The following is a 23,183-nucleotide window of genomic DNA, read 5'->3' as shown; positions in this document are numbered from 1 at the left end:
AGAACGGCCGCGACCAGCACTCGGGCCGTGGTCCGGCGCTCGGGCAGCCGTAGGGCCGGCCGCCGGAGGGTCGTCGCCGGGAGCCGTCGACGGGGGAGACGTGTGAGCACTGCGGTCACTCCAAAGTCGTCGCATGACGGACGACCGGGTTAACGCACACCGACCACGGGACGACACGCGCGTGACCGCAAGCCGACGGGGACGGCCGCCGCCGGCCCCGGCGAGGCCCCTCTCACGTGCTGTCCGGGGACTGGAACCGGCGCGCGTGAGCGGGTCCCTTCGCGTACATTGCGGGCGGGGCACCCGGAGTGACGCGAGGGGACGGACAGCACGTGGCAGGGGCAAGGCAGGCCGTGAGCGAAGCCCGCAGGATCGTCGTCAAGGTGGGCTCCTCGTCGCTGACCACCGCGGCCGGCGGCCTGGACGCCGACCGGGTCGACGCGCTCGTGGACGTCCTCGCCAAGAGCCGCAGTGGAGGCGAGCGGGAGGTCGTGCTGGTCTCCTCGGGTGCCATCGCCGCCGGGCTCGCCCCGCTGGGCCTGCGCCGCCGGCCCAAGGACCTCGCCCGCCAGCAGGCCGCCGCCAGCGTCGGCCAGGGCCTGCTCGTGGCCCGTTACACCGCCTCCTTCGCCCGCTACGGCGTGCGCGTCGGCCAGGTGCTGCTGACCAGCGACGACATGAGCCGTCGCGCCCACCACCGCAACGCCTCCCGCACCCTCGACAAACTGCTGGCGATGGGCGCGCTCCCGGTCGTCAACGAGAACGACACCGTCGCCACCGACGAGATCCGCTTCGGCGACAACGACCGCCTCGCCGCTCTCGTCGCCCACCTCGTCCACGCCGACCTCCTGGTCCTGCTCTCCGACGTGGACGGCGTGTACGACGGCGACCCGAGCAAGCCGGGCACCTCGCGGATAGCGGAGGTGCGGGCCCCGTCCGACCTGGCCGGGGTGGACATCGGCAGCGCCGGGAAGGCGGGCGTCGGCACCGGCGGCATGGTCACCAAGGTCGAGGCGGCCCGGATCGCGGCCGCCGCCGGTATTCCCGTGGTGCTCACCAGCGCGGTCCACGCGGCCGACGCGCTGTCCGGCGGCGACACCGGCACCTACTTCCACCCCGCCGGCAAGCGCTCCGCCGACCGGATGCTCTGGCTGCAGCACGCGTCCACCCCGCAGGGCTCGCTGACGCTGGACGACGGCGCGGTGAAGGCGGTCGTGGACCGGCGCAAGTCGCTGCTGCCGGCCGGGATCGCCTCCGTCGAGGGCGAGTTCGTCGCGGGCGACCCCGTCGAACTGCGCGCCGCCGACGGGCACGCGGTGGCCCGCGGGCTGGTCAACTTCGACGCCAAGGAGATCCCCCGGCTGATCGGCCGCTCCACCCGGGAACTCGCCCGCGAACTGGGCCCGGCGTACGAGCGTGAGGTCGTCCACCGGGACGATCTGGTGCTACTGGAGCCGTAGTCGGCGTAGTCGGCGTAGTCGGGTTCGCGGAGGGGGATCGGTGCCTCTGGGGCCGTAGTCCGGATCGCGGAGCGCTGCTTCTGGAGCCGTAGTCGGGTTCGCTGAGCCGTGATCGGTGCTCCCGCAGCCGTGATCGGCGATCCTGCGGCCGTCACCACGGCACTCGACACCCGAAAACGGGGTGAACGACCCGGCAAGGTCGTCGCCCTGAGGTGGACGTTCCGCAAAACCGCCCCACGAGCCCGTGCGGCCTGCTCAACTTTGTCCCAGGGACACATTCCGACCGACCCCCGGGGTCGTTCCGTGCGTGAAGGAGGCCGTCGTGAGACGAGTGCGCCCTGGGACAGGGGTAGCGACGTCCCGCGGTGGCGGCGGTGGCGCCGCAGGGGCTTCCCGGAGCCCGGTCGGCGAGGAGCGTGCCCTGACGAGCGTCGCGGCCGGCGCCCGCTACGAGGGCGAGCCCGAGGACCTGCCCCGCCTGTGGCACGTCACCCTGAGCGTCTCCGGCGAGGAGGCCCCGCTCAAGGAGGTCCGGCGCGCCCTCGAACAGCTCGCCCACGACCACCCCTTCCTCCTGACCAGCAGATACGCAAACGACCATGCCGAGATCCGGTACTGGGAGGAGGCCCGCGACCTGCACGACGCGGCCGCCGTCGCTCTGCGCCTGTGGGGCGAGCACCGGCAGACCGCGGGGCTGCCGCCGTGGGAGATCGTCGGCCTGGAGGTCATCGACCGCCAGACCTACCATCAGCGCATCTCCGAGGGATATGGTCCGGCGCCCGCGACCCCGGTGGGCGTACACCCCTTTTGAGCGTCTGGTTCCGGGCCGTGCACGCGGTCTCGTCGAGCGGTCCGCGCGCTCCGCGAGGGCTTGTCTCGGGCTGTGGGATGCCCGCTGGACGGACCCGCGAGGCGCACTAGGCTTCCCTCATGACCACGCTCTCGCCGTACGACTCCATGTCCCCGGTCACCCGGGCCGCCTACCGTGCCAAGGCCGCCGCCGCCGACCTCGCCCCGCTCCCGCGGGCCGAGAAGGACGACGCGCTGCTCGCCATCGCGGACGCGCTGGAGGTCCGTACGAGCGAAATCGTCGAGGCCAACGCCAAGGACATCGCCAAGGCCCGTGAGGCCGGCACCAGCGAGGCCATCATCGACCGGCTGACCCTGACCCCGGAGCGGGTCCGGGCCATCGCCTCCGACGTACGGGACGTCGTCGCACTGCCCGACCCGGTCGGCGAGGTCGTCCGCGGCTCGACCCTGCCCAACGGCATCGACCTGCGCCAGGTCCGAGTCCCGCTCGGTGTCGTCGGGATCATCTACGAGGCCCGCCCGAACGTGACGGTGGACGCGGCGGCGCTGTGCCTGAAGTCCGGCAACGCGGTCCTGCTGCGCGGCTCGGCCTCCGCGTACGAGTCGAACAGCGCGCTCGTGCGGGTGCTCCGGGACGCCGTGGGCGGCGCCGGGCTGCCCGCCGACTCCGTGCAGCTGGTGCCCGGCGAGAGCCGTGAGAGCGTGCGTGAGCTGATGCGCGCCCGCGGCCTGGTCGACGTACTCATCCCGCGCGGCGGCGCCTCCCTCATCCAGACCGTCGTCACCGAGTCGATCGTCCCGGTCATCGAGACCGGCACCGGCAACTGCCACGTCTACGTCGACGCGAACGCCGACCTCGACATGGCGATCGACATCCTGATCAACTCCAAGGCCCACCGCGTCAGCGTCTGCAACGCCGCCGAGACGCTCCTGGTCCACCAGGACATCGCCCCCCAGTTCCTGCCGCGCGCCCTGGACGCGCTCGCGGAAGCGGGCGTGACCGTGCACGCCGACGAGCGGGTGCTGGCGTACGCCAAGGATTCCAAGGCGACGGTGGTGGAGGCCACCCCGGAGGACTGGGAGACGGAGTACCTGTCCTACGACATCGCCGCCGCCGTGGTGGACTCCCTGGACCGGGCCGTCGAGCACATCCGGCTGTGGACCTCCGGCCACACCGAGGCGATCGTCACCACCTCCCAGCAGGCCGCCCGCCGCTTCACCCAACTCGTCGACTCCACCACGGTCGCCGTCAACGCCTCCACCCGGTTCACCGACGGAGGCCAGTTCGGCTTCGGCGCGGAGATCGGCATCTCCACGCAGAAGCTGCACGCCCGCGGTCCGATGGGTCTGCCGGAGCTGACCAGCACGAAGTACATCGTCACGGGGGACGGCCACGTACGGCGCTGAGGCGTGCGCCAGGGCGCCGACCTCGCATATGCGCCCGACACGCGCGCGGGGCTCCGGTCCGCGCCGCAGGAACGGTGTCTCACCCACCGGATGAATTTCCCTACCGTCTGCCCAAAATGACCCCCCAGGTCTACTCTGGATCCGTGCCGGAGGACGTGGGGGGCACGCCGTTCCCTGACGGCTGGGAGCCCGACGACGACCACGACCGCGGGGTGTCGGACGAAGAGTTCGCCTCCGTGGTCTTCGACGAGGCCTTCGTACGGGCGGCCGTGGTGCACGAGCCGACCGCCGTCGAGCGTCTCCTGGCCGCCGCGCAGGCGAGAGCGGAGGCCTCCGAGGCCGAGGCCCGCCGCGCCCACGGCAGAGGCGAGCGCTACGAGGACGGGTTCGTCTCCGACGACCCCAGCGGTTTCGGCCATGATCCGGACTTCGACGACCTGGGCGACCCCGACGTCCTCGAAAGCCGCTACGGCACGTCCGGGACGTACGGCAAACAGGTCCGCTGGCACCGCCCGGTCGCCTGGCTGCTCGCCGTGGTGATGGGGATCGGCATGGTCGCGCTGGCCTTCGCCGCGGTCTACCGGAGCGCCTCCTCCGGCGAACGGGACCAGCCTCCGCCGCCCGCCTCCACCGGTCTGGAGCAGGGCACCGCGGCGGCGCCGTCAGCGTCCGCCGACTACTCCCGGCCGGCCGTGTCGGCGGTCCCGCGCACGCCCTGAGAGGCTCTCCGCAGGTCATCGGCGTTCCTGGTGAGAACCTGTCAGAACTTGTGGAGTACCACAGCGTTTACCCGAGCTCCTGGCGACCTACCCTGAAGATATGGGAGGGCCTGGAGAACCACCTGAGGGGGCACCCGAGGGCGGCCCCGGAGGTGGCGAGGACGAGTACCGATCCGTCGTCTTCGACGAGTCGTTCGTCCGTGCTGCCCGCCTCCAGGAGTTCTCCGCCCGCGAACGCATGGCCGACCACGCGCCCGCCGTACGCCGCAGGCCGCCGCTGCGCCGTGGGTTCTCCCGGCAGGCGCTGATACTGGTCCTGCTGATCGCCGTCGCCTTCGGCACCGCGATCTACATGGGCGTACGTCACCCCTACCAGACCCCCGTCGCCCGGCAGCCCGCCGAGCCCTTGCGCACGACCGTGATCCCGCTGGCCCCGCAGCGCAAGGTGCCCGGCCACCCCGACCCCGAGTACCTGTACGCGCACAGCCCGGCCGCCCAGTACCGCGTCGGCGCCGAGGGGATACCGCTGCCGGCCTCCCGGAGCACGGCGCACTTCTCGGACAGCCAGGTGGTCGCCGCCCTGCTCACCGCCAAGGACTACCTCGTCCGCTCCTCGCTCGACCCGGACGTCCTCACCGGCGAGCAGGTCCGCCCCGTGCGCGTCCTCCTCGACACCGACCAGCTCGACCAGTTCGACCAGAGCTTCGCCCAGCCGGCCGCCGACGGACGGCACGCTCCCACCGGATGGCTGGTTCGCTTCGACACGTCCGCCGCCCGGCTGGCCGACCGGAAGATCCGAGTCCAGGGCACCCTGCAGGCCGCCGAGACCGACTCCGCCACGCTGGAGGTGACCGCGGACCACACCTTCGTCTACGCCCTGCGGCCCGTCGGCGCCTCCGCCAAGGCGCAGACCTCCCTGTTCACTGTCCGGCGCGAGCTGCAGTTCCGCTTCGACCGCGACGACCTGCGGCTGCACACCGCCCAGCTCGTCGTCTCCTACGTCCAGGCCGGGCCGCTGTCCTGCGCCGAGGACTCCACCGACCATCTGCATCCGCTGCTCGCCGGCCAGACCGCCAGGGCGGGCGGCCCGGCCGGCACGGACCCGTACGCGACAGGCAGCGCGACCGCCCTGTGCGGGTCGCTGGCGACGAGCGCGCAGCCGAAGGTGTGACGGGTCGGACCGGTTGTCCGGAGCGGATCCGTCGTTTCGGGCGGATCCGTCGTCTCGGGCGGACCCGTCGTCTCGGGCTGACCAGTTGTCTCGGGCTGATCGGCCGTCTCGGGCCGGAGCTGATCGGCCCGGAGTCGATCAGGCCTCGTCGCTCGGGGAGGTGCCGTTCGGCGGCTGGTCCCTGGGCGGCTGGTCCTCCGCCGACGGCGAACTCGTGAAGCCGCCGAAGCCGCGCCGGACCCGGCCGCCCAGGTCCCCGGCCCCGCCGGCGATGTCACTGACCAGCTTCATCAGCGGGTCCTTGGAGGTCTTGACGTTGCCGGCATAGCTCGCCGCCGACTCGCGGAACGAGTCCGTGACCGAGGTGTCCTTGTCCTCGCTGCGCCGCGGGTAGTGGCCGTCCATGATCCGCTGGTAGTCCCGGGACTCGGACCACTTCTTCAGCTCCGCGGCCCGCACGGTGGTGAAGGGGTGGGAGCGCGGCAGCACGTTCAGGATCTTCAGCACGGAGTCGCGCAGGTCGCCCCCGGCCTCGTACTCCTCCGCCTGCTTCAGGAACGAGTCCACGTTCATCTCGTGCAGGTGGTTGCCGCCGGCGAGCTTCATCAGGCCGCGCATGGACGCCGTGAGGTCCTGGCCGACCAGCAGGCCCGCGCGGTCCGCGGACAGCTCCGACTTGCGGAACCACTCGCGCAGCGCGGTCACGATCGCCATGATCGCGATGTTGCCCAGCGGGATCCAGGCCACCCTCAGGGCGAGGCTGGTCAGGAAGAGCAGGATGGTCCGGTAGACCGAGTGGCCGGAGAGCGCGTGACCCACCTCATGGCCGACGACCGCCCGCATCTCCTCCTCGTCGAGCAGTTCGACGAGTCCCGTGGTGACGACGATGATCGGCTCGTCCAGGCCGATGCACATAGCGTTCGGCTGGGGGTCCTGGTTGACGTACATCGGCGGGACCTTCTCCAGGTCCAGGATGTAACAGGCGTCCCGCAGCATGTCGTTGAGGTGGGCGAACTGCTGGTCGGAGACGCGCACCGAGTCGGACAGGAACAGCAGCCTCAGGCTGCGCTCGGGCAGCAGACCGCTGAGCGCCTTGAAGACCGTGTCGAACCCGCTCAGCTTGCGCAGCGCCACCAGGGCGGAGCGGTCGGCCGGGTGCTCGTACGCACGTGAGGAGATCCCCGGGAAGCGCCTGCGCTGCCTGCTCGGCACGTTCTCGCGCCCGTTCTGCTGGTGGCCGTCGGACATGTCTTCCCCCATGTGCGTGTGAGTGGCCCTTTGCGGACCTTTGTGCGGCCCTTTGCGCCCCCGAAGCAGAGCCCAGCCTAGGCGGAGATACCTTGGGCGGGCACTACAGCGAAGGAGTTCCGCGCCATGGAGCACACCCCCCCGGCCGCCTGGCTCACCGAGGCCGCGAGCGTCGCCGTGCAACAAGGGACCGGGAACCTGCTCCGGATCGTCCTGGTCGTGATGGTGCTGGGCTGTGCCCTTACCGCGTGGTTCCTGCTGCGGGGCTACAGGCGGAAAGACGACTGAGACGACGCGAAGGTTCCTTCGACGGCCGACACGGGACGGATGCCGGAGGGCGGTCCGGACGGCGCCGAAGGCCGTGCGGACGACGTCGGGAGGCCCGCTGGGAGGGTGCCGAAGGCGGTGCGGAGGACATCGGGAGGCCCGCTGGGAGGGTGCCGAAGGCCGTCCGGACGACGCCGAAGGTTCGCTCGGAGGGTGCCGAAGGCCGGCGAGAACGCACCTGAAGGCCTCAACGGCGGAGTCGGCGTGATCGCTCTTGCGCGGCCCGCTTACGATGGTCCGACATCTTTATCCCGCCCACCGGATAGGTCCTGCCGAAGATGAGCTTCCACAGCGCCGCTGCCCAGTTGGTCACCCTCGCCGCCGAGGGCGGGGAGCACGGTGGCAACCACGAGAGCCTCAACCCCCTGCTGACGGGCGGCGGTGCCCTCTTCGTCCTGCTGCTTCTGCTGTGGATCACCACCCGTTTCAACCGCGACCGCTGAGCCCGTCAGCCGAGGCCCTCAGGTCGGGCCGGTAGGGTCTGCACGCATGGGAGAGCAGGACATGCCTACCGGTCCGGCGAACGACACGCCGAGCGGCACGGAAGACCGTCCGGTGAACGCCACCGGCATCCGCCCGGAGAACACCGCGGTGAGCGGTACGAGCGGCGCCGGAAACGGGGCGAACGACGCCGGGAACGGCCGGACGAGAGCCGTCGGTGACGGTTCGCCGGACTCCGGAGATTCGGTGAGCGGTGGCGGCGCCGGTTCGGTGAGCGGTGGCGGGAAGCCGCTGCCGGTCGGTCCGGGCAACGCCCCGTCGAACCCCGGCAAGCGGCGGCTCGGTGTCATGGGCGGCACGTTCGACCCCATCCACCACGGGCACCTCGTTGCAGCCAGCGAGGTCGCCGCGCAGTTCCACCTGGACGAGGTGGTGTTCGTCCCGACCGGGCAGCCGTGGCAGAAGACCCATCGCAAGGTCACCCCGGCCGAGGACCGCTATCTGATGACGGTCATCGCGACCGCCGAGAACCCCCAGTTCTCGGTCAGCCGTATCGACATCGACCGCGGCGGCCCGACCTACACCACGGACACCCTGCGCGACCTGAAGGCGCTCAACCCCGACACCGACCTCTTCTTCATCACCGGCGCCGACGCTCTCGGTCAGATCCTGACCTGGCGGGACACGGAGGAGCTGTTTTCCCTCGCGCACTTCATCGGGGTCACCCGGCCGGGCCACGTCCTGTCCGACCCCGGCCTTCCCGAGGGCGGTGTCTCGCTCGTCGAAGTTCCCGCCCTGGCCATCTCCTCCACCGACTGCCGTGCGAGAGTCGCCAAGGGCGACCCCGTCTGGTATCTGGTGCCGGACGGAGTCGTGCGCTACATCGACAAGCGCGAGTTGTACCGCGGCGAGTGAGCCGAGAGGGGCACCGGTGAACGACCGATACGACGCGGGACACGGCGGCCGTCAGGACGACCAGTACGAGATCGTCGGCTACGACGAGTACGGCCGGCCTGTCTACCAGCAGGTCCAGCCCCAGCAGGCTCAGTCCCAACAGGCCGGGACCCAGCAACCTCCGCAGCAGCCGTACGACCCGTACGCCCAGCAGGGCTACGGATACGACCCGTACGCCCAGGGCGGGCAGCAGACCCCGGCGTACGACCCGTACGGCACAGGTCAGCAGGCGCCCGTGCCGCCCTACGACCCGTACGGCACCGGAACCCAGCAGACCGGGGGCCCGGCACCCTCGTACGACCCCTACGGCCGGACCGCCGTCAGCGGGCAGCAGCCCCGGGTCGCCGAGCAGACCCCCTACATCCCGCAGCAGGCCGGCCCGGCCCAGGAACCGGCGGCCCCACGGCGTGACCAGCGTGCCGGAACCGACCCGGAACCCCACGCCCAGCCGGGCGGGGCCCGGGCGGGCGAGGGCGCACGTGACTACCGCACCGAGCAGTTCGCGTTCGTGGAGGAGCCCGACGGCGACTCCGAGGACGTCATCGACTGGCTGAACTTCACCGAGAACCGCACCGAGCGCCGCGAGGAGGCCAAGCGCCGCGCCCGCAGCCGGCTCATCGCCTTCGTCGTGGTGCTGGCGCTGGTCGCGGTCGGCGGGGTCGGCTACCTCTGGTTCGCCGGGAAGCTGCCCGGCCTGTCGTCCTCCGACAAGAAGACCGGCACCACGGCGGCCGTCGGAGCGCAGAACCGCGACGTGATCGTCGTCCACCTGCACAACACCTCGAAGGGCGGCACCTCCACGGCGTTGCTCGTCGACAACACCACCACCAAGCAGGGCACCACAGTTCTGCTGCCCAACTCCCTCGTCGTGACCGACGACGACGGCACCACGACCACCCTCGCCAAGTCCGTCGACGACGACGGCTCCTCCGGCACCCGTGACTCCCTCGACACCGTCCTCGGCACCGACATCGAGGGCACCTGGCGCCTGGACACCCCCTACCTGGAGAACCTCGTCGACCTCGTCGGCAACATCGATGTCGACACCAACGCCGACGTGCCCGATCCGGCCGCCAAGAAGAAGGGGCAGGCGCCCCTGGTGCGCAAGGGGAAGGCGCAGACCCTCAGCGGGAAGACGGCCGTCGCCTACGCCACCTACCGCGCCTCCGGAGAGGCGCAGAACGCGCAGCTGGAGCGGTTCGGGCAGGTCATGCAGGGAGTGCTGCGCAAGCTGTCCTCCGACCCCACGGCCGCCACCACGACCGTGCAGACGCTGGCGCAGATCCTCGAGCCGCCGCTGACCGACAACGTCCTCGGCACCTTCCTCGCCAAGCTCGCCGACCGCGCGAAGGGCGGCGACTACAAAACGGCCCTGTTGCCCGTCCTGAACGACGGCACCCTGAGCGCCGAGGCCAGCGCGAGCGTCGTCAAGGACGTCCTCGGCGGCACCGCGAAGAGCCCCGACAAGGACGCGGCGGTCAGCGTGTCCGTGGAGAACGCCAGCGGCGTCAAGGACAACACCGAGAAGGCCCGTGTCGTCCTCCTCAACGGCGGCTTCACCTTCCTGGACGGCGGTACGGCCACCGCCGCCCGGACCTCCTCCAAGGTCGTCTACGCCGACGCCGCCGACAAGGAGAACGCCACCGAGGTCGCCAAGACCCTGGGCCTGCCGGCCGGCTCCGTCAGCAAGGGAACGGTCTCCTCGGGCGACGTCGCCGTGGTCCTCGGCCAGGACTACAAGCCGGCGTCCACCTCCTAGGCAGGGCCGAAGAGGGCCGGTACCCCGCGTGCGCGAGGGCGGCACCCCACGTGAAGAGACCATCACGTGGGGTGCCCTCGGCGGTCCGTGAGACCCTTGATGCCAAGTGACCGCCGACCGAAAGCCATGTAGTGACCGCGACTGACCGCTCCCTGGAGCTCATCACCACCGCCGCCCAGGCGGCCGCCGACAAGCTGGCCCATGATGTGATCGCCTACGACGTCAGTGACGTCCTGTCGATCACGGACGCCTTCCTCGTGGCCTCCGCCCCCAACGACCGCCAGGTCAAGTCGATCGTCGACGAGATCGAGGAGCGGCTCTCGAAGGAACTCGGCGCCAAGCCGGTACGCCGCGAGGGCGACCGCGAGGCCCGCTGGATCCTGCTCGACTACATCGACATCGTCGTCCACGTCCAGCACAGCGAGGAGCGCGTCTTCTACGCTCTCGAGCGGCTGTGGAAGGACTGCCCCGAGATCGAGCTGCCCGCCGACGCAAGGGCGACCCGCGGCAAGGGCGAGGAGCACGCCAAGCTGCGGGCCGAGGAGGACGCCACCGAGTTCGGGGAGCTGCGGTGAGCGCACCGTCCGGCGCCGGGCGCAGGCCGGGCCGGGGCCGCCGCGTCATCCTGTGGCGGCACGGCCAGACCTTGTGGAACGTGGAGCGTCGCTTCCAGGGCACCACGGACGTGGAGCTCACCGAGACCGGCGTCGGCCAGGCACGCCGCGCCGCCCGGCTGCTCGCCTCCCTGCAGCCCGACGCGATCGTCGCCTCCGACCTCCAGCGGGCAGCGAACACGGCAGCCGAGCTCGCCGCGCTCACCGGCCTGGAGGTGACCCACGACGAGGACCTGCGGGAGACCTACGCGGGCGTCTGGCAGGGTCTGACGCACGAGGAGATCATCGCCCGGCACGGCGACGAGTACGCCGCGTGGAAGCGCGGCGAGCCGGTGCGCCGCGGTGGCGGCGAACTGGAGACCGAGGTCGCCGACCGTGCCGCCCCCGTCGTGCTGCGGCACGCCGAGAAGCTGCCCGACACCGGCACGCTGGTCGTGGTCAGCCACGGCGGCACGATCCGCACCACCATCGGTCGTCTCCTCGGCCTGGAGTCCCAGCACTGGGAGAGCCTCGGCGGACTCTCCAACTGCTGCTGGTCCGTTCTCGGTGAGGGCGCCCGCGGCTGGCGCCTGCTCGAGCACAACGCCGGCACCCTCCCGGAACCGGTGCTCGGCGACGACGACTGAGCGGCCCCGCGGACCCGGGAACCCGGATTTCACTTTCTGGCAGGTCGCAGGCTAAAGTTCTTCTTGTTCGCCCCGCCGAGCGGGGCGAGACACCATGCGGCTCCGCCGCGTGGCACAAGGGGCTATAGCTCAGTTGGTAGAGCGCCTGCATGGCATGCAGGAGGTCAGGAGTTCAATTCTCCTTAGCTCCACAGATCGACACTCTCTTGAGTTGTCAAAGATCGTCCAGGAAGATCCCGTCTCCCGCAGTCTCAGGGGACGGGCTCTTTCATGTTCGCCAACTCCCTCAGCACAGCCGTACGCCGCTCCGTCTCCTCGTCGTCCGGCGTGTAGACCACGATCCGGCACTCGGGCATGCCGTTGACCGACAGCGACAACGACGTCATCCGCAGCTCGCCCACCTCCGCGTGCCGGAAGACCTTCACCCGCCGCCCGGGCTCCGCCACGTCGCCGCTCTCCCACAGCCGCGCGAAGAGGGAACTGGCCGCCGACAGCCTGCGTATGAACCCCTCCCAGGCCGCCTCGCCGGCATGCAGTCCGTAGGCCGCGCGCAGGGTGGCCACCATCACCGGCAGCTCCGTATCCCGGAACACCAGAGGACAGTCCTCCTCCGTGGCCGTGAACAGTAGCCACAGCGCGTTGGGGGTGCCGTCCGCCGGGATCGGGTTCGTGGAGAAAAGGGCCCGGTAGACGCAGTTGGCGGCCAGGATGTCGTACCGCGAGTTGTAGACGACCGCCGGGCGCGGATCGAGTGCGTCGATGATGCCCTGGATCTCCGGGCCGACCCTTTGGACGAGGGCCTCCGGGGCGGGCGCGTACGGGACGTCGGCCAGGTGGTAGAGGTGCTCGCGCTCCGGCGCGTCGAGCCGCAGGGTGCGCGCCACGGCGTCCAGGACCTGCGCGGAGGCGTTGATCGGCCGCCCCTGTTCCAGCCACGTGTACCAGGTGACCCCTACGCCCGAGAGCTGGGCGACCTCCTCCCGGCGCAGTCCGGGTGTACGACGACGGAAGCCTGGCGGCATGCCCACGTCCTGCGGTGTCACACGGGCGCGTCGGCTGCGCAGAAAGGCGGCCAGCTCGGGTCGTCGGCGCTGTGTCGTTCCCATCGTCACATCCCCCATCATCGAAGCCCGGCTTGGCCCCTGCCAGGTGCTGTCAGTACCAGCATCAGCGGGCACTCGGCACCCGTATCCCCGGGCCGTCACGCTCATCGGCATGACGACAACACCCAGGACGGGAGCGGGTCCCACACCCGTTGCAAGTCGTGCCATCAGTAAAGCGCCCGGCACTGACAATCGGCCCCGGCCGCTGCTGGCGCTGGTGCTCGCGGCCCAGTTCATGGCGCTGCTCGACGTGTTCATCGTGAATGTCGCGGCCCCGACCATCGGCACCGACCTCCACGCGTCGGGCGGCGAACTGCAGTTGGTGATCGCCGGATACGCCATCACCTACTCCGTGCTGCTGATCACCGGCGCCCGGCTCGGCGGCCGGTTCGGCCACGGCCGGGTCCACCTCGCCGGGCTCGCGCTGTTCACGGCGGCCTCGCTCGCCTGCGGCCTCGCGCAGGGCTCCACCGAACTGATCGTCTTCCGGCTGGTCCAGGGCGCCGGTTCGGCGGTGATGATCCCGCAGGTGCTCAGCCTGATCCAGCGCCACTTCACCGGCGAGGCCAGGGTCAAGGCGCTCGGCGCCTACTCGGCGGTGCTCGCCGTCGGGGCCGCCGCCGGGCAGGTCGTCGGCGGCATCCTGGTCAGCGCCGACCTGTTCGGCACCGGCTGGCGGCCGGTGTTCCTCGTGAACGTGCCCGTCGGCCTCGCCCTGCTGGCCGTCGGCAGCCGCGTCCTGCCGGCCGGCGACAAGGTGGCGACGCGGGAACCGGCCCGCGGCCTCGACCTGCCCGGCCTCGTGCTGCTGGGAGCGACGGTATCGCTCTTCACGGTGCCGCTGGTGCTCGGGCAGGAGGAGGACTGGCCGCTGTGGTCCTGGCTGTCGCTGGGCGCGAGCGCGCTGCTGTTCGGGCTGTTCTGCGCGTACGAGTCCCGGCTGGCCCGGCGTGGCGGCGCCCCGCTGATAGCACCCCGTGTGCTGAGCCACCCGGGCATGGGGCTCGCCGTGTTCCGGATCATGGCGGTGATGGCCGTCAACGGCGGCTTCCTGTTCGCGCTGACCCTGCACGTCCAGGGCGGCCTCGGCTACAGCGCGCTGCGGGCGGGTCTCACCTTCGCGCCGACCGCGGTCGTCTTCGGCTTGGTCGGCCTGACCTGGCGCAACTGGCCCGCGCCCTGGCAGCGCGCGCTGACCCCGGCGGGGTTCGTGATCACCGCGCTGGTCGTCGCCGGGGTGGGCCTGGACCTGAGGGGCGGTGACGAGGGCGGCGCGCTGCTGTACGTCGCGTACGCCGGCGTGGGCGTCGGGCTCGCGCTCGCCTTCAGCCCGACCCTCACCCGTGCGCTGGCGACGGTGGCGCCCGAGAACGCGGCGGACGCCAGCGGTCTGCTCGCCACCGTCACACAGCTCGGCCAGCTGATCGGAGTCGCGGTGTTCGGCACACTGTTCTTGAACCGGCTTGAGTCACTCGGGGCGTTCGGGGCGTATACCTCTGCGGAGGCGCTGTTGGCGTGCATGTTCGCGCTGGCCGCGACGGCCGCGGTGGGTGCCGTGTCCGGACTGGTACTGAGGCGTCGCTGACCGTATTGGTCCGGCCGTGGCAGAATCAAACGGCCGGAAGGGGGCGCGGCCCGACGGGAGGGAGCAGTGATGCCTGCGAGCATCCTCAAGGAGATCGGCCACCTCCTTGATGCAGCGTCGACACGGGACACGGTTATTCGTCTCAGCTGCCCTTCCTGCGGTTCTGTTCATGTGGCCCAAGTGCTCGGCGACAACGGCGGAGTTTCCTACGTGTGCACGGCCTGCGGCCACAGCTGGAGCTGATCGATGGGTGCACACAGGCGAAAGTGCGACTGGTGCGGCAGCGGTACGCCGATCGTCCGTGACATGGAGCCGGTCAACCCCGACTACCAGTACTGGTGTGAGGAATGCGCGCGGGCGCTGATCATAAAAGGCGACCCGATCGAGACGTACCGTGAACTGGAGGGCGAGCCGATCTACGGGCGGCTGCTCGAAGAGCACTGCACGCTCAAACGGTTCTATTCGTTTGTCACAGCCTGATCGCCCAGGTGGTGTCACGGCACGAATGGATATAAGCGCCCAATTCGGACAGGGCGGAAACGATTTGGTGCTCCCCCCGGTGGCCCGGTAATGTTGGCGTCGCCGCCGGGGGAACCGGGCGGACACCACGAGGGGCTATAGCTCAGTTGGTAGAGCGCCTGCATGGCATGCAGGAGGTCAGGAGTTCAATTCTCCTTAGCTCCACAGTCAGATCCCGCCGGATCATCCCGATCCGGCGGGATCTTCGCGTTCCCGGGGCCAGTTGGCGGACCGGCGCTCCACGGCACAGCAAAACGGAACAGCGAAGGGGTACAGCGAAGGGGCCGCCCGCTCTCTGGCGGCCCCTTGGTGGTGCGTCGGGCTCAGCGACCCAGGGCCCGGCGGCCGCGGCCCTGGGAGAGGACCGGGAGGTTGCGGGAGGGGGCCTGTCCGCGGGTGTCCTCCTCGATGCGCAGGGCCAGCGCGGGGCAACGGCGGACCGCGCGCAGCGCCTTCGCCTCGGCGTAGCGCGGCACTTGGGCCTGCGCCACGGTCGGGAAGCCGTCAGCGCCGAGTTCGAAGACCTCGGGGAGGATGTCGGCGCACAGGCCGTGGCCCCGGCACAGCGTCCAGTCGACGTAGATCTTCTGACGGCTGGGACCGGTCTCGTCGGCCTCTTGGCCGCCCGGGATGCCCGTAGGAACCTTGCCGCCCTCGAAGAGCGGCAGAACGCCCTCCACGGGCCTTCCGCAGCCGTTTCCGAGGACGTGCGCGGCCAGGTCGTCGGTGAACGCCTTGATCGTCGACTCCAGGAACATCGCGGAGCCGTCCGGGTGCGAGCACGCGCCGCGCCGTTTCACGTTCTTGGCGACCTGCTTGAGGGCCTCCAGGGCGGCCGGTCCGCCGCCGTTGATGATGTCCTCCATGCCGCGCGCGGCGGCCGGCAGACCGAGGTAGCAGGGACCGCACTGTCCCGCGCTCTCCTCCGCCAGCCACTGCGCCACCCGCAGCGACTCGCCCAGCGGACAGGTCTCCTGACTGATCGGCAGGATCGCGCCGGCGCCGAGCGCGCCGCCCACCGCGTCCAGGGAGTTGCGGGAGACGATCGCCTCGTTGACGGTCGCCGCGTCGATCCACTTGCCGTGGTAGCCACCGGTCAGCACACCCTGCGGAACGGGCGGGGCGCCGGCGAGTTGCAGGACGTAACGCAACGGCACGCCCGTGGGGACCTCGATCACCATGGGGCGGGCGACCGCGCCGGAGACCGTGAGCATGACGGTGCCCGGTTCGTCGTAGAGGCCGGTGTTGCCGTAGCGCTCCGGGCCGATGCGGGCGGCGATGGCGAGCTGGGCGAACGTCTCGGCGTTCGACAGGAGGGTGGGGGCACCGCCGACGCCGTTCTGCGAGGCGCTGACCTTGCGACCGGGCGGGATCGCCGGGCCGCCGTCGATGGAACGGATCAGCGACGCGGCGGCGCCGGTGACCATGCGCACCGGGTTGCGCTGCACGCTCGCGCGCAGGGCGGACCGGCGGCTGTTGCTCAGGCCGCGTTCGGCGAGCGCGGCCTCCATGGAGCGCTGCGTCGACTCCCGGGTGACCCCGATCACGAGCGTGCGGGCACCGAGGGCCTCGGCGCACAGCAGCGCGCCGTCCAGGATGAGGTGCGGGGCACGGTTGATCAGCACCGTGTCCTTACGGCAGGCCGGCTCGTCCTCGCTGCCGTTGACGACGACGACCGGCCGTACCCCGCGCTTGATCGCCGCTTCGGCGACCGAACGCAGCTTCTTGTGGAAGGGGAAGCCCGCGCCGCCGCGGCCCTTCAGGTTGATGCGTTCGGAGAGCTGCGCGAGCTGCTCTCCGCCCATCGGTTCGAGCGGCCCGTGCACCTTCAGGTGCATGGGCAGATCGAGTCTTTCGACAAGGTCGAAGCCCGACGTGAGCTGGGGAAGACCGACCACGCGGACTTCTGGGACGTCGGGCAGGGCCTCGTTCACCTATAGCCTCCGGAAGGCATGTTCCAAGGTTCGCCCGAACCCGGTGCGTCGAAGTCGTGCGAGGCACCGGGCGCTGGTTCAGTGGCGGGACCGCTGTTGTTGTACGTGTCATCGGGGTAGTACGCGCCGTAGAGGGTGTTCGTCTCAGCGGTGTCGTACACATCACTCGAGCCGTAGCCGGACGCGCCCGCGTTGCCGTAGGCGGGGATGTTGTATCCGGTGTCGTTGAGCGGGTCGTAGGCCGACGGGGGTGCCTCGCCGACCGGCGGCGGGGACGGGATCGGCCAACTGCCGGAGGTGCTGCCGCCGCCGTCCATACGCGGGATCGCCTCCGTGGGCTGCATGTCCATCGGCAGGTCCATGCGCGCGGTCTGGTCGGCCGCGAACGGGTCCTGACGCGCGCGTGGAGGTGTGGAGACGGCGCGGTAGGCGGCCGCGAAGCCGTTCGCGGGCTCCGGGGCCACGGGGGCCGCCGGAGCCTCGTAGGCGGGGTTGGAGCGCGTCTGGGAGCGCGTGCCCCGCTGGTTCTCGTAGCCCGGGAGGGAGCCCGTGGACTCCGCCGCCACCCTGGCCCGGCTGGCGTCCAGCTCATCGCGGCCCGGCCGCTCCGTGGTGCCCATGATCGCGGCGATGCGGTCGGCGACCTTGCGCTTGACCGGGCGCGGGGCCGCGCGCAGGGCGAGGGCGGCGGTGACGCCGAGCACGCACGTGCCGTACATGATCACGAAGATCGGCTTCGCCGTGCGGCCCGCGTACAGGCCGTGCAGCAGTGCCGCGCACCAGGCCGGGTAGGCCAGCATGTGCATGGCGCGCCAGCGGGCGGCCACCGGGGCGGGGGAGGCGAACCTGCTGCGCAGGGCGCCGGTGATGCCCACGAAGATCATGAGCAGGCCGGCCAGGGAGCCGAGACCGATCAGGCCTTCGACGCCGGTCACCCCGAGGGAGAAGGGGATCAGCGCGGCGATCAGCTGGGTGTGGTCGAGGGCGATCTTCGTGGTGATGTGCAGCAGCAGGAACGCGATCGAGGCGACCGCGGTCGTCCGGTGCACCGCCTGTCCGATGATCCGCTGGCGGGTGTTCAGGAAGATCCGGTCCTGGGCGACCAGGCCCCAGATCACCGAGCAGCTGAGCGACACGAGGGACAGGACGCCCGCGCCGAAGTTCAGGAAGTCGCGGAACCGGTCACCTCCGACCAGCACGACCACGGGTATCAGGAGCAGGACGACAGCCGACGCCACCCCATAGGCCGACCGGCCCGGCTGGGGGAGCGAGCTGTTACTACGACGAGGGTTCATGGGGGCAACTCCGAGCAGTTTCGGGAAAGCGGTCCCGCTGCCGCACTTTAAGTGGCGCCATACCGGTGGGTACGTGGTTTGGGTTATTGCGTTGTTATCAAACGACAATGGGGGCGTTGCGATGTCCCTTAGTAGCTGTTACGCGAAGTAACCTTTGGCCTGGATTCGGTTGTTGTCACGTGTGATCAGTGGCGCCCGACAGCATCTGTGAGGGCAGCACCCGGTGCCAAGGAGGCATACGTAAGCGCGTCGCGTTGTGCTCAAGCGCTGCGGTACCCTAACCGCATGCGTGCCGTACGCCTTCTGCTTAGCGGGCCGCGCTGATCAGTCCCGACCGCTGGTGAGAGACAGTGGTCGGCATCGGCGCGGCGTCCCCTCCTGTGCGAGGGGATTTTTCGTTTCCTGAGTCACAGCCGCGGCAGAGACGATCGATGGAGCTTTGAGGATCATGAGCGAGACGAACCCCGCTGTCACCGCCGAGGTGGCCGCGCCGCACCGCTACACGGCCGCCATGGCAGCCGACATCGAGGCACGCTGGCAGGACGTCTGGGACGCCGAGGGTACCTACGCGGCGCCCAACCCCAAGGGTGACCTGGCCGGGGACCCGGAGCTGGTCGCGAAGCCCAAGAAGTTCATCATGGACATGTTCCCGTACCCCTCCGGTGCGGGACTGCACGTCGGTCACCCTCTGGGCTACATCGCCACCGACGTCTTCGCGCGCTTCCAGCGCATGACCGGCCACAACGTCCTGCACACCCTGGGCTTCGACGCCTTCGGCCTGCCCGCCGAGCAGTACGCCGTGCAGACCGGCACGCACCCGCGCGTGTCCACCGAGGCCAACATCGAGAACATGACGTCCCAGCTGCGCCGGCTGGGCCTGGGCCACGACAAGCGCCGGTCGTTCGCCACGATCGACCCCGAGTACTACAAGTGGACCCAGTGGATCTTCTTGCAGATCTTCAACTCCTGGTACGACGACGAGGCGGACAAGGCCCGCCCGATCTCCGAACTGGTCGCCCGGTTCGAGTCCGGTGAACGCCCCGTACCGGGCCACACGCGCGCGTGGAGCGAGCTGAACGCCGTCGAGAAGGCCGACGTCCTGAGCGAGTACCGCCTGGCGTACGCCTCCGACGCGCCCGTCAACTGGTGCCCCGGACTGGGCACGGTGCTGGCCAACGAGGAGGTCACCGCCGACGGCCGCTCCGAGCGGGGCAACTACCCGGTCTTCAAGGCCAAGCTGCGCCAGTGGAACATGCGCATCACCGCCTACGCCGACCGGCTGCTGGACGACCTGGAGGCGCTGGACTGGCCCGAGGCCATCAAGCTGCAGCAGCGCAACTGGATCGGCCGCTCCGAAGGCGCCCGCGTCGACTTCCCGATCGACGGTGAGCGCATCACGGTCTTCACCACCCGCCCCGACACCCTGTTCGGCGCGACCTACATGGTGCTGGCCCCCGAGCACCCGCTGGTCGAGAAGTTCACCCCGGACGCCTGGCCCGAGGGCACCCACGACGTGTGGACCGGCGGCCACGCGACCCCGGCCGAGGCCGTCGCCGCGTACCGCGCGCAGGCCGCCTCGAAGTCCGACGTCGAGCGGCAGGCCGAGGCCAAGGACAAGACCGGCGTCTTCATCGGCGCGTACGCGACCAACCCGGTCAACGGCGAGCAGGTCCCCGTCTTCATCGCCGACTACGTCCTGATGGGCTACGGCACCGGCGCGATCATGGCCGTCCCGGCGGGCGACCAGCGTGACTTCGAGTTCGCGCGCGCCTTCGAACTGCCGATCCGCTGCATCGTCGAACCGACCGACGGCCGGGACACGGACACCTCGACGTGGGAGGACGCCTTCGCGTCGTACGACGCGAAGATCATCAACTCGTCCAACGCCGAGATCTCCCTGGACGGCCTGGGCGTCGCCGAGGCCAAGGCGCGCATCACCGAGTGGCTGGAGTCGTCCGGTGTCGGTGAGGGCACCGTCAACTTCCGGCTGCGGGACTGGCTGTTCAGCCGGCAGCGCTACTGGGGCGAGCCCTTCCCGATCGTCTACGACGAGGACGGCATCGCCCACGCCCTGCCCGAGTCGATGCTGCCGCTGGAACTGCCCGAGGTCGAGGACTACTCGCCGCGCACCTTCGACCCCGACGACGCGAACACGTCCCCGGAGACGCCGCTGTCCCGCAACGAGGACTGGGTCAACGTCACGCTGGACCTGGGCGACGGTGCTGGTCCGCGAAGCTACCGCCGCGAGACCAACACCATGCCCAACTGGGCCGGCTCCTGCTGGTACGAGCTGCGCTACCTGGACCCGCACAACGACCAGAAGCTGGTCGACCCGGAGATCGAGCAGTACTGGATGGGCCCCCGCGAGGGCCAGCCGCACGGCGGCGTCGACCTGTACGTCGGCGGTGCCGAGCACGCCGTACTGCACCTGCTGTACGCCCGCTTCTGGTCCAAGGTCCTGTACGACCTGGGGCACGTGTCGTCTGCCGAGCCGTTCCACAAACTGTTCAACCAGGGCATGATCCAGGCCTACGTCTACCGCGACAGCCGCGGCATCGCCGTACCGGCCGCCGAGGTGGAGGAGCGCGACGGCGCCTACTACTACCAGGGCGAGAAGGTCTCCCGGCTGCTGGGCAAGATGGGCAAATCCCTGAAGAACGCGGTCACTCCGGACGAGATCGCCGCCGAGTACGGCGCCGACACGCTGCGCCTGTACGAGATGGCCATGGGCCCGCTGGACGTGTCCCGGCCGTGGGACACGCGCGCGGTGGTGGGCCAGTTCCGGCTGCTGCAGCGGCTGTGGCGGAACGTCGTCGACGAGACGACCGGTTCCCTGACGGTGGTGGACACCGAGGACGTCGACGAGGACACTCTGCGTGCCCTGCACAAGGCGATCGACGGCGTGCGCCAGGACCTGGAGGGGCTGCGGTTCAACACGGCCATCGCCAAGGTCACCGAGCTGAACAACCACCTGACCAAGGCGGGCGGCCCGGTTCCGCGTTCCGTGGCCGAGCCGCTGGTGCTGCTGGTCGCCCCGCTGGCCCCGCACATCGCCGAGGAACTGTGGCGCAAGCTGGGCCACACCGACTCGGTCGTCCACCAGGACTTCCCGGTCGCCGACCCGGCGTACGTCGTGGACGAGACCGTGACCTGCGTGGTCCAGGTCAAGGGCAAGGTCAAGGCTCGCCTGGAGGTCTCGCCGTCCATCTCCGAGGACGAACTGGAGAAGGTCGCGCTGGCCGACGAGAAGGTCGTGGCGGCGCTGGACGGGGCGGGGATCCGCAAGGTGATCGTGCGGGCGCCGAAGCTGGTGAACATCGTTCCGGCGTAGGTTTCCGGCTCTCGGCGCAGGGTTTCGCGTCCCGGTCGGGTTTCGGCGTGCCGGCCCAGGTCTTCGCGTCCCGGCGCAGGAAGGGCCGGCCGGGTGGGAGCGCATCGGGGTCGTCCCCTACGGGCAGGTTCGGGGTTTTTCTGGAACTCCGGGCCTGCCTGTTGCGTTTACCGTTGAAGAGCGGCGCGGAGCGTGCCGACCCGTCCGAGGAGGAGCTCGTGGAAGCAGTGTTCGCAGTGGTCGCCCTGCTCTTCGTCCTCTTCGTGGCGCTCGGCGCCTATGCCACGGTGAAGGTGGTCGGCGCCGCCAAGCGCGGAGTGGACCGCACCATCACCCAGGCTCGTCGCACGGTCGAGGACCACACCCTGCGGGCCAAGTCCTTCGCCCAGCCCGGACCCGCCGGCGAAATCGCCCAGCTGCGGCTGAAGCTGCGCACCTCGATGCGCGCCACGCAGGACGCGCTGCACGCGGGCGTGACCGAGGACGAGTCCCTCAAGGAGTCCCTCGGCCTCTTCGAGCGACTCAGCGCACACGGACAGGAACTCGACGCCGACCTCAGGCGCCTGGAGTCCGAGCCCGACCGTGCCACACTCACCGAGCGACTGCCCGGGCTGCGCGAGCGCACCGAGCGCATCACCAAGTCGGCGGACTCGCTGCGCTGGGCGGCCCGCGACCGGGCCCGCCGTTTCGCGGACGACGACCTGGACTCGCTGAGCACACAGATCGACGTGGAGGCCGGAGCGCTGCGGCACTGGACCACGTCGGAGCCCACGGCGACCACCCCGTCGTCCCCATGGCCTCAGGCCCCCGCCGCCGACGCAGCCCAGCAGACCTGGCCGCAGACACCTCAGGCGCACACCGCCGACGAGCCGGCGTCGCCCGCGATCACCCCGCCGAGCCCGCGCCCGACCTACCCCTGGCAGAAGAAGCCCCGTCCCGAGAGCACGACTTGATCCGGACACGCACGCCCAGGTGAGAGGAGCCGGACTGCCGCGTGGGCGCTACGCCAGGTAACCTCCAGCTCATGTCCCGCCATGTCGCGATCGTCACCGATTCAACGGCCTACCTGCCGCAACGGACGATGGAGCGCCACGGCATCATCGCGGTACCTCTGACCGTGGTCCTGGGTGACCAGGCGCTGGAAGAGGGCACCGAGATCTCGACCCGCTCCCTGGCCCAGGCCCTCCAGAAGCGACGGCCCGTCACCACCTCGCGCCCCAGCCCACAGGTGTTCGCCGAGACCTATCGCAAGGTCGCCGAGTCCGGCGCGACCGGCATCGTCTCCCTGCACCTGTCCGCCGAACTCTCCGGCACGCACGACGCGGCGGTCGTCGCGGCGCGCGAGGCGCCGGTGCCGGTGCGGGTGGTGGACACCGGGATGGTCGCGATGGCCCTCGGTTTCTGCGCCCTCGCCGCGGCCGAGGCGGCGGAGACGGGTGGCACGGTGGACGAGGCGGTCACAGCGGCGGAGAAGCGGGCCGCGGGCACCTCTGCCTACTTCTACGTCGACACCCTCGACTTTCTGCGCCGCGGTGGCCGGATCGGTGCGGCGCAGGCCCTCTTCGGGTCCGCACTCGCGGTGAAACCGCTGCTCCAGCTGCGGGGCGGCCGGATCGAACCCCTGGAGAAGGTACGGACGGCTTCGAAGGCCATCGCCCGCCTGGAGGAGATCGTGGCCGACCGGGCCGGCGGCGCGCAGGTGGACATCGCCGTCCACCATCTCGCCGCTCCCGACCGGGCGTCGGCTCTCGCCGACCGCTTGCGAGCACGGGTTCCGGGTCTCGCCGATCTGCATGTGAGCGAGGTCGGGGCGGTGATCGGGGCGCATACGGGGCCTGGGCTGCTGGGGGTTGTGGTCTCGCCGCGGTGAGGTCGTGGAG

Annotated in this window: 20 protein-coding genes and 2 tRNA genes; 18 read left to right on the top strand and 4 right to left on the bottom strand. The window is 70.5% G+C overall.

Annotated elements, in window-relative coordinates; all coding sequences use genetic code 11:
• Positions 1-353: 353 nt before the first annotated feature.
• The 5 genes from proB to ACIBK3_RS22695 all read left to right on the top strand — a co-directional run bounded on the left by proB (position 354) and on the right by ACIBK3_RS22695 (position 5,567).
• Entirely contained in the window at positions 354-1,460 is a 1,107-nt protein-coding gene (gene proB, locus ACIBK3_RS22715) for a glutamate 5-kinase (RefSeq protein ID WP_399368086.1), read from the top strand.
• A 331-nt stretch (positions 1,461-1,791) separates the two neighbouring features.
• Positions 1,792-2,271: a hypothetical protein gene (locus ACIBK3_RS22710; RefSeq protein WP_399368905.1), complete on the top strand. Its 480-nt coding sequence runs from the start codon at positions 1,792-1,794 to the stop codon at positions 2,269-2,271.
• Positions 2,272-2,390: 119 nt separating this feature from the next.
• Entirely contained in the window at positions 2,391-3,677 is a 1,287-nt protein-coding gene (locus tag ACIBK3_RS22705) for a glutamate-5-semialdehyde dehydrogenase (protein ID WP_399368084.1), read from the top strand.
• Positions 3,678-3,793: 116 nt separating this feature from the next.
• A complete protein-coding gene (locus tag ACIBK3_RS22700; protein ID WP_399368083.1) occupies positions 3,794-4,396 on the top strand; it encodes a hypothetical protein in 603 nt (200 codons plus the stop codon).
• A 100-nt stretch (positions 4,397-4,496) separates the two neighbouring features.
• Positions 4,497-5,567: a hypothetical protein gene (locus ACIBK3_RS22695; protein WP_399368081.1), complete on the top strand. Its 1,071-nt coding sequence runs from the start codon at positions 4,497-4,499 to the stop codon at positions 5,565-5,567.
• A gap of 138 nt (positions 5,568-5,705) precedes the next feature.
• Here the strand turns inward: ACIBK3_RS22695 and ACIBK3_RS22690 are convergent, their stop codons facing one another.
• A complete protein-coding gene (locus ACIBK3_RS22690) occupies positions 5,706-6,827 on the bottom strand; it encodes a M48 family metallopeptidase (RefSeq protein ID WP_399368079.1) in 1,122 nt (373 codons plus the stop codon).
• Positions 6,828-6,941: 114 nt separating this feature from the next.
• Between ACIBK3_RS22690 and ACIBK3_RS22685 the strand changes: the two genes are divergently transcribed.
• The 7 genes from ACIBK3_RS22685 (at position 6,942) to ACIBK3_RS22655 (ending at position 11,727) form a co-directional block, all read left to right on the top strand.
• Complete coding sequence (locus ACIBK3_RS22685; RefSeq protein WP_399368077.1) at positions 6,942-7,103, top strand: hypothetical protein; 162 nt, start codon at positions 6,942-6,944, stop codon at positions 7,101-7,103.
• Positions 7,104-7,420: 317 nt separating this feature from the next.
• Entirely contained in the window at positions 7,421-7,585 is a 165-nt protein-coding gene (locus ACIBK3_RS22680) for a hypothetical protein (RefSeq protein WP_399368075.1), read from the top strand.
• A 346-nt stretch (positions 7,586-7,931) separates the two neighbouring features.
• Positions 7,932-8,498, top strand: a complete 567-nt coding sequence (gene nadD, locus ACIBK3_RS22675) for a nicotinate-nucleotide adenylyltransferase (protein WP_399368903.1) — start codon at positions 7,932-7,934, stop codon at positions 8,496-8,498.
• Between the two features lie 16 nt (positions 8,499-8,514).
• A complete protein-coding gene (locus tag ACIBK3_RS22670) occupies positions 8,515-10,296 on the top strand; it encodes a LytR C-terminal domain-containing protein (protein WP_399368073.1) in 1,782 nt (593 codons plus the stop codon).
• A gap of 131 nt (positions 10,297-10,427) precedes the next feature.
• Positions 10,428-10,871 carry a ribosome silencing factor gene (rsfS, locus tag ACIBK3_RS22665; protein WP_399368071.1) on the top strand — a complete coding sequence of 148 codons (444 nt, stop codon included), beginning with the start codon at positions 10,428-10,430 and terminating at the stop codon, positions 10,869-10,871.
• Positions 10,868-11,536 carry a histidine phosphatase family protein gene (locus ACIBK3_RS22660; protein WP_399368069.1) on the top strand — a complete coding sequence of 223 codons (669 nt, stop codon included), beginning with the start codon at positions 10,868-10,870 and terminating at the stop codon, positions 11,534-11,536. Before rsfS ends, ACIBK3_RS22660 begins: the two co-directional genes overlap by 4 nt.
• Before the next feature lie 118 nt (positions 11,537-11,654).
• Positions 11,655-11,727, top strand: a tRNA-Ala gene (locus tag ACIBK3_RS22655).
• A gap of 60 nt (positions 11,728-11,787) precedes the next feature.
• Here the strand turns inward: ACIBK3_RS22655 and ACIBK3_RS22650 are convergent.
• A complete protein-coding gene (locus tag ACIBK3_RS22650) occupies positions 11,788-12,642 on the bottom strand; it encodes a helix-turn-helix transcriptional regulator (RefSeq protein WP_399368067.1) in 855 nt (284 codons plus the stop codon).
• A gap of 214 nt (positions 12,643-12,856) precedes the next feature.
• Here ACIBK3_RS22650 and ACIBK3_RS22645 point away from each other — a divergent pair, with 214 nt between their 5' ends.
• From ACIBK3_RS22645 to ACIBK3_RS22635, 3 genes are all read left to right on the top strand, one after another.
• Positions 12,857-14,224: an MFS transporter gene (locus ACIBK3_RS22645; RefSeq protein ID WP_399368902.1), complete on the top strand. Its 1,368-nt coding sequence runs from the start codon at positions 12,857-12,859 to the stop codon at positions 14,222-14,224.
• A 246-nt stretch (positions 14,225-14,470) separates the two neighbouring features.
• Entirely contained in the window at positions 14,471-14,704 is a 234-nt protein-coding gene (locus ACIBK3_RS22640) for a hypothetical protein (RefSeq protein WP_003976229.1), read from the top strand.
• Positions 14,705-14,835: 131 nt separating this feature from the next.
• Positions 14,836-14,908: transfer RNA gene (locus tag ACIBK3_RS22635), tRNA-Ala, on the top strand.
• Between the two features lie 158 nt (positions 14,909-15,066).
• On the opposite strand, the gene ACIBK3_RS22630 is transcribed toward ACIBK3_RS22635, so the two are convergent.
• Both ACIBK3_RS22630 and ACIBK3_RS22625 read right to left on the bottom strand, forming a co-directional pair.
• Entirely contained in the window at positions 15,067-16,677 is a 1,611-nt protein-coding gene (locus ACIBK3_RS22630; protein WP_399368065.1) for an NADH-ubiquinone oxidoreductase-F iron-sulfur binding region domain-containing protein, read from the bottom strand.
• On the bottom strand, positions 16,674-17,972 hold the full coding sequence (locus ACIBK3_RS22625) for a cytochrome b/b6 domain-containing protein (RefSeq protein WP_399368063.1): 1,299 nt from the start codon (positions 17,970-17,972) through the stop codon (positions 16,674-16,676). Before ACIBK3_RS22625 ends, ACIBK3_RS22630 begins: the two co-directional genes overlap by 4 nt.
• Before the next feature lie 448 nt (positions 17,973-18,420).
• On the opposite strand from ACIBK3_RS22625, the gene leuS reads away from it, so the two are divergent.
• The 3 genes from leuS to ACIBK3_RS22610 all read left to right on the top strand — a co-directional run bounded on the left by leuS (position 18,421) and on the right by ACIBK3_RS22610 (position 23,173).
• Entirely contained in the window at positions 18,421-21,303 is a 2,883-nt protein-coding gene (gene leuS, locus ACIBK3_RS22620; protein ID WP_399368061.1) for a leucine--tRNA ligase, read from the top strand.
• Between the two features lie 218 nt (positions 21,304-21,521).
• The gene (locus ACIBK3_RS22615; protein ID WP_399368059.1) at positions 21,522-22,256 is read left to right on the top strand and encodes a hypothetical protein; all 735 of its coding nucleotides are present in this window, start codon (positions 21,522-21,524) and stop codon (positions 22,254-22,256) included.
• A gap of 71 nt (positions 22,257-22,327) precedes the next feature.
• Positions 22,328-23,173 carry a DegV family protein gene (locus ACIBK3_RS22610; RefSeq protein ID WP_399368057.1) on the top strand — a complete coding sequence of 282 codons (846 nt, stop codon included), beginning with the start codon at positions 22,328-22,330 and terminating at the stop codon, positions 23,171-23,173.
• Positions 23,174-23,183: the final 10 nt, after the last annotated feature.

Source organism: Streptomyces sp. NPDC050287 (assembly GCF_044459385.1).
Taxonomy (GTDB): domain Bacteria; phylum Actinomycetota; class Actinomycetes; order Streptomycetales; family Streptomycetaceae; genus Streptomyces.
The sequence above is the reverse complement of the archived record's forward strand: the minus strand, read 5'-3'. Positions and strand labels throughout refer to the sequence as shown.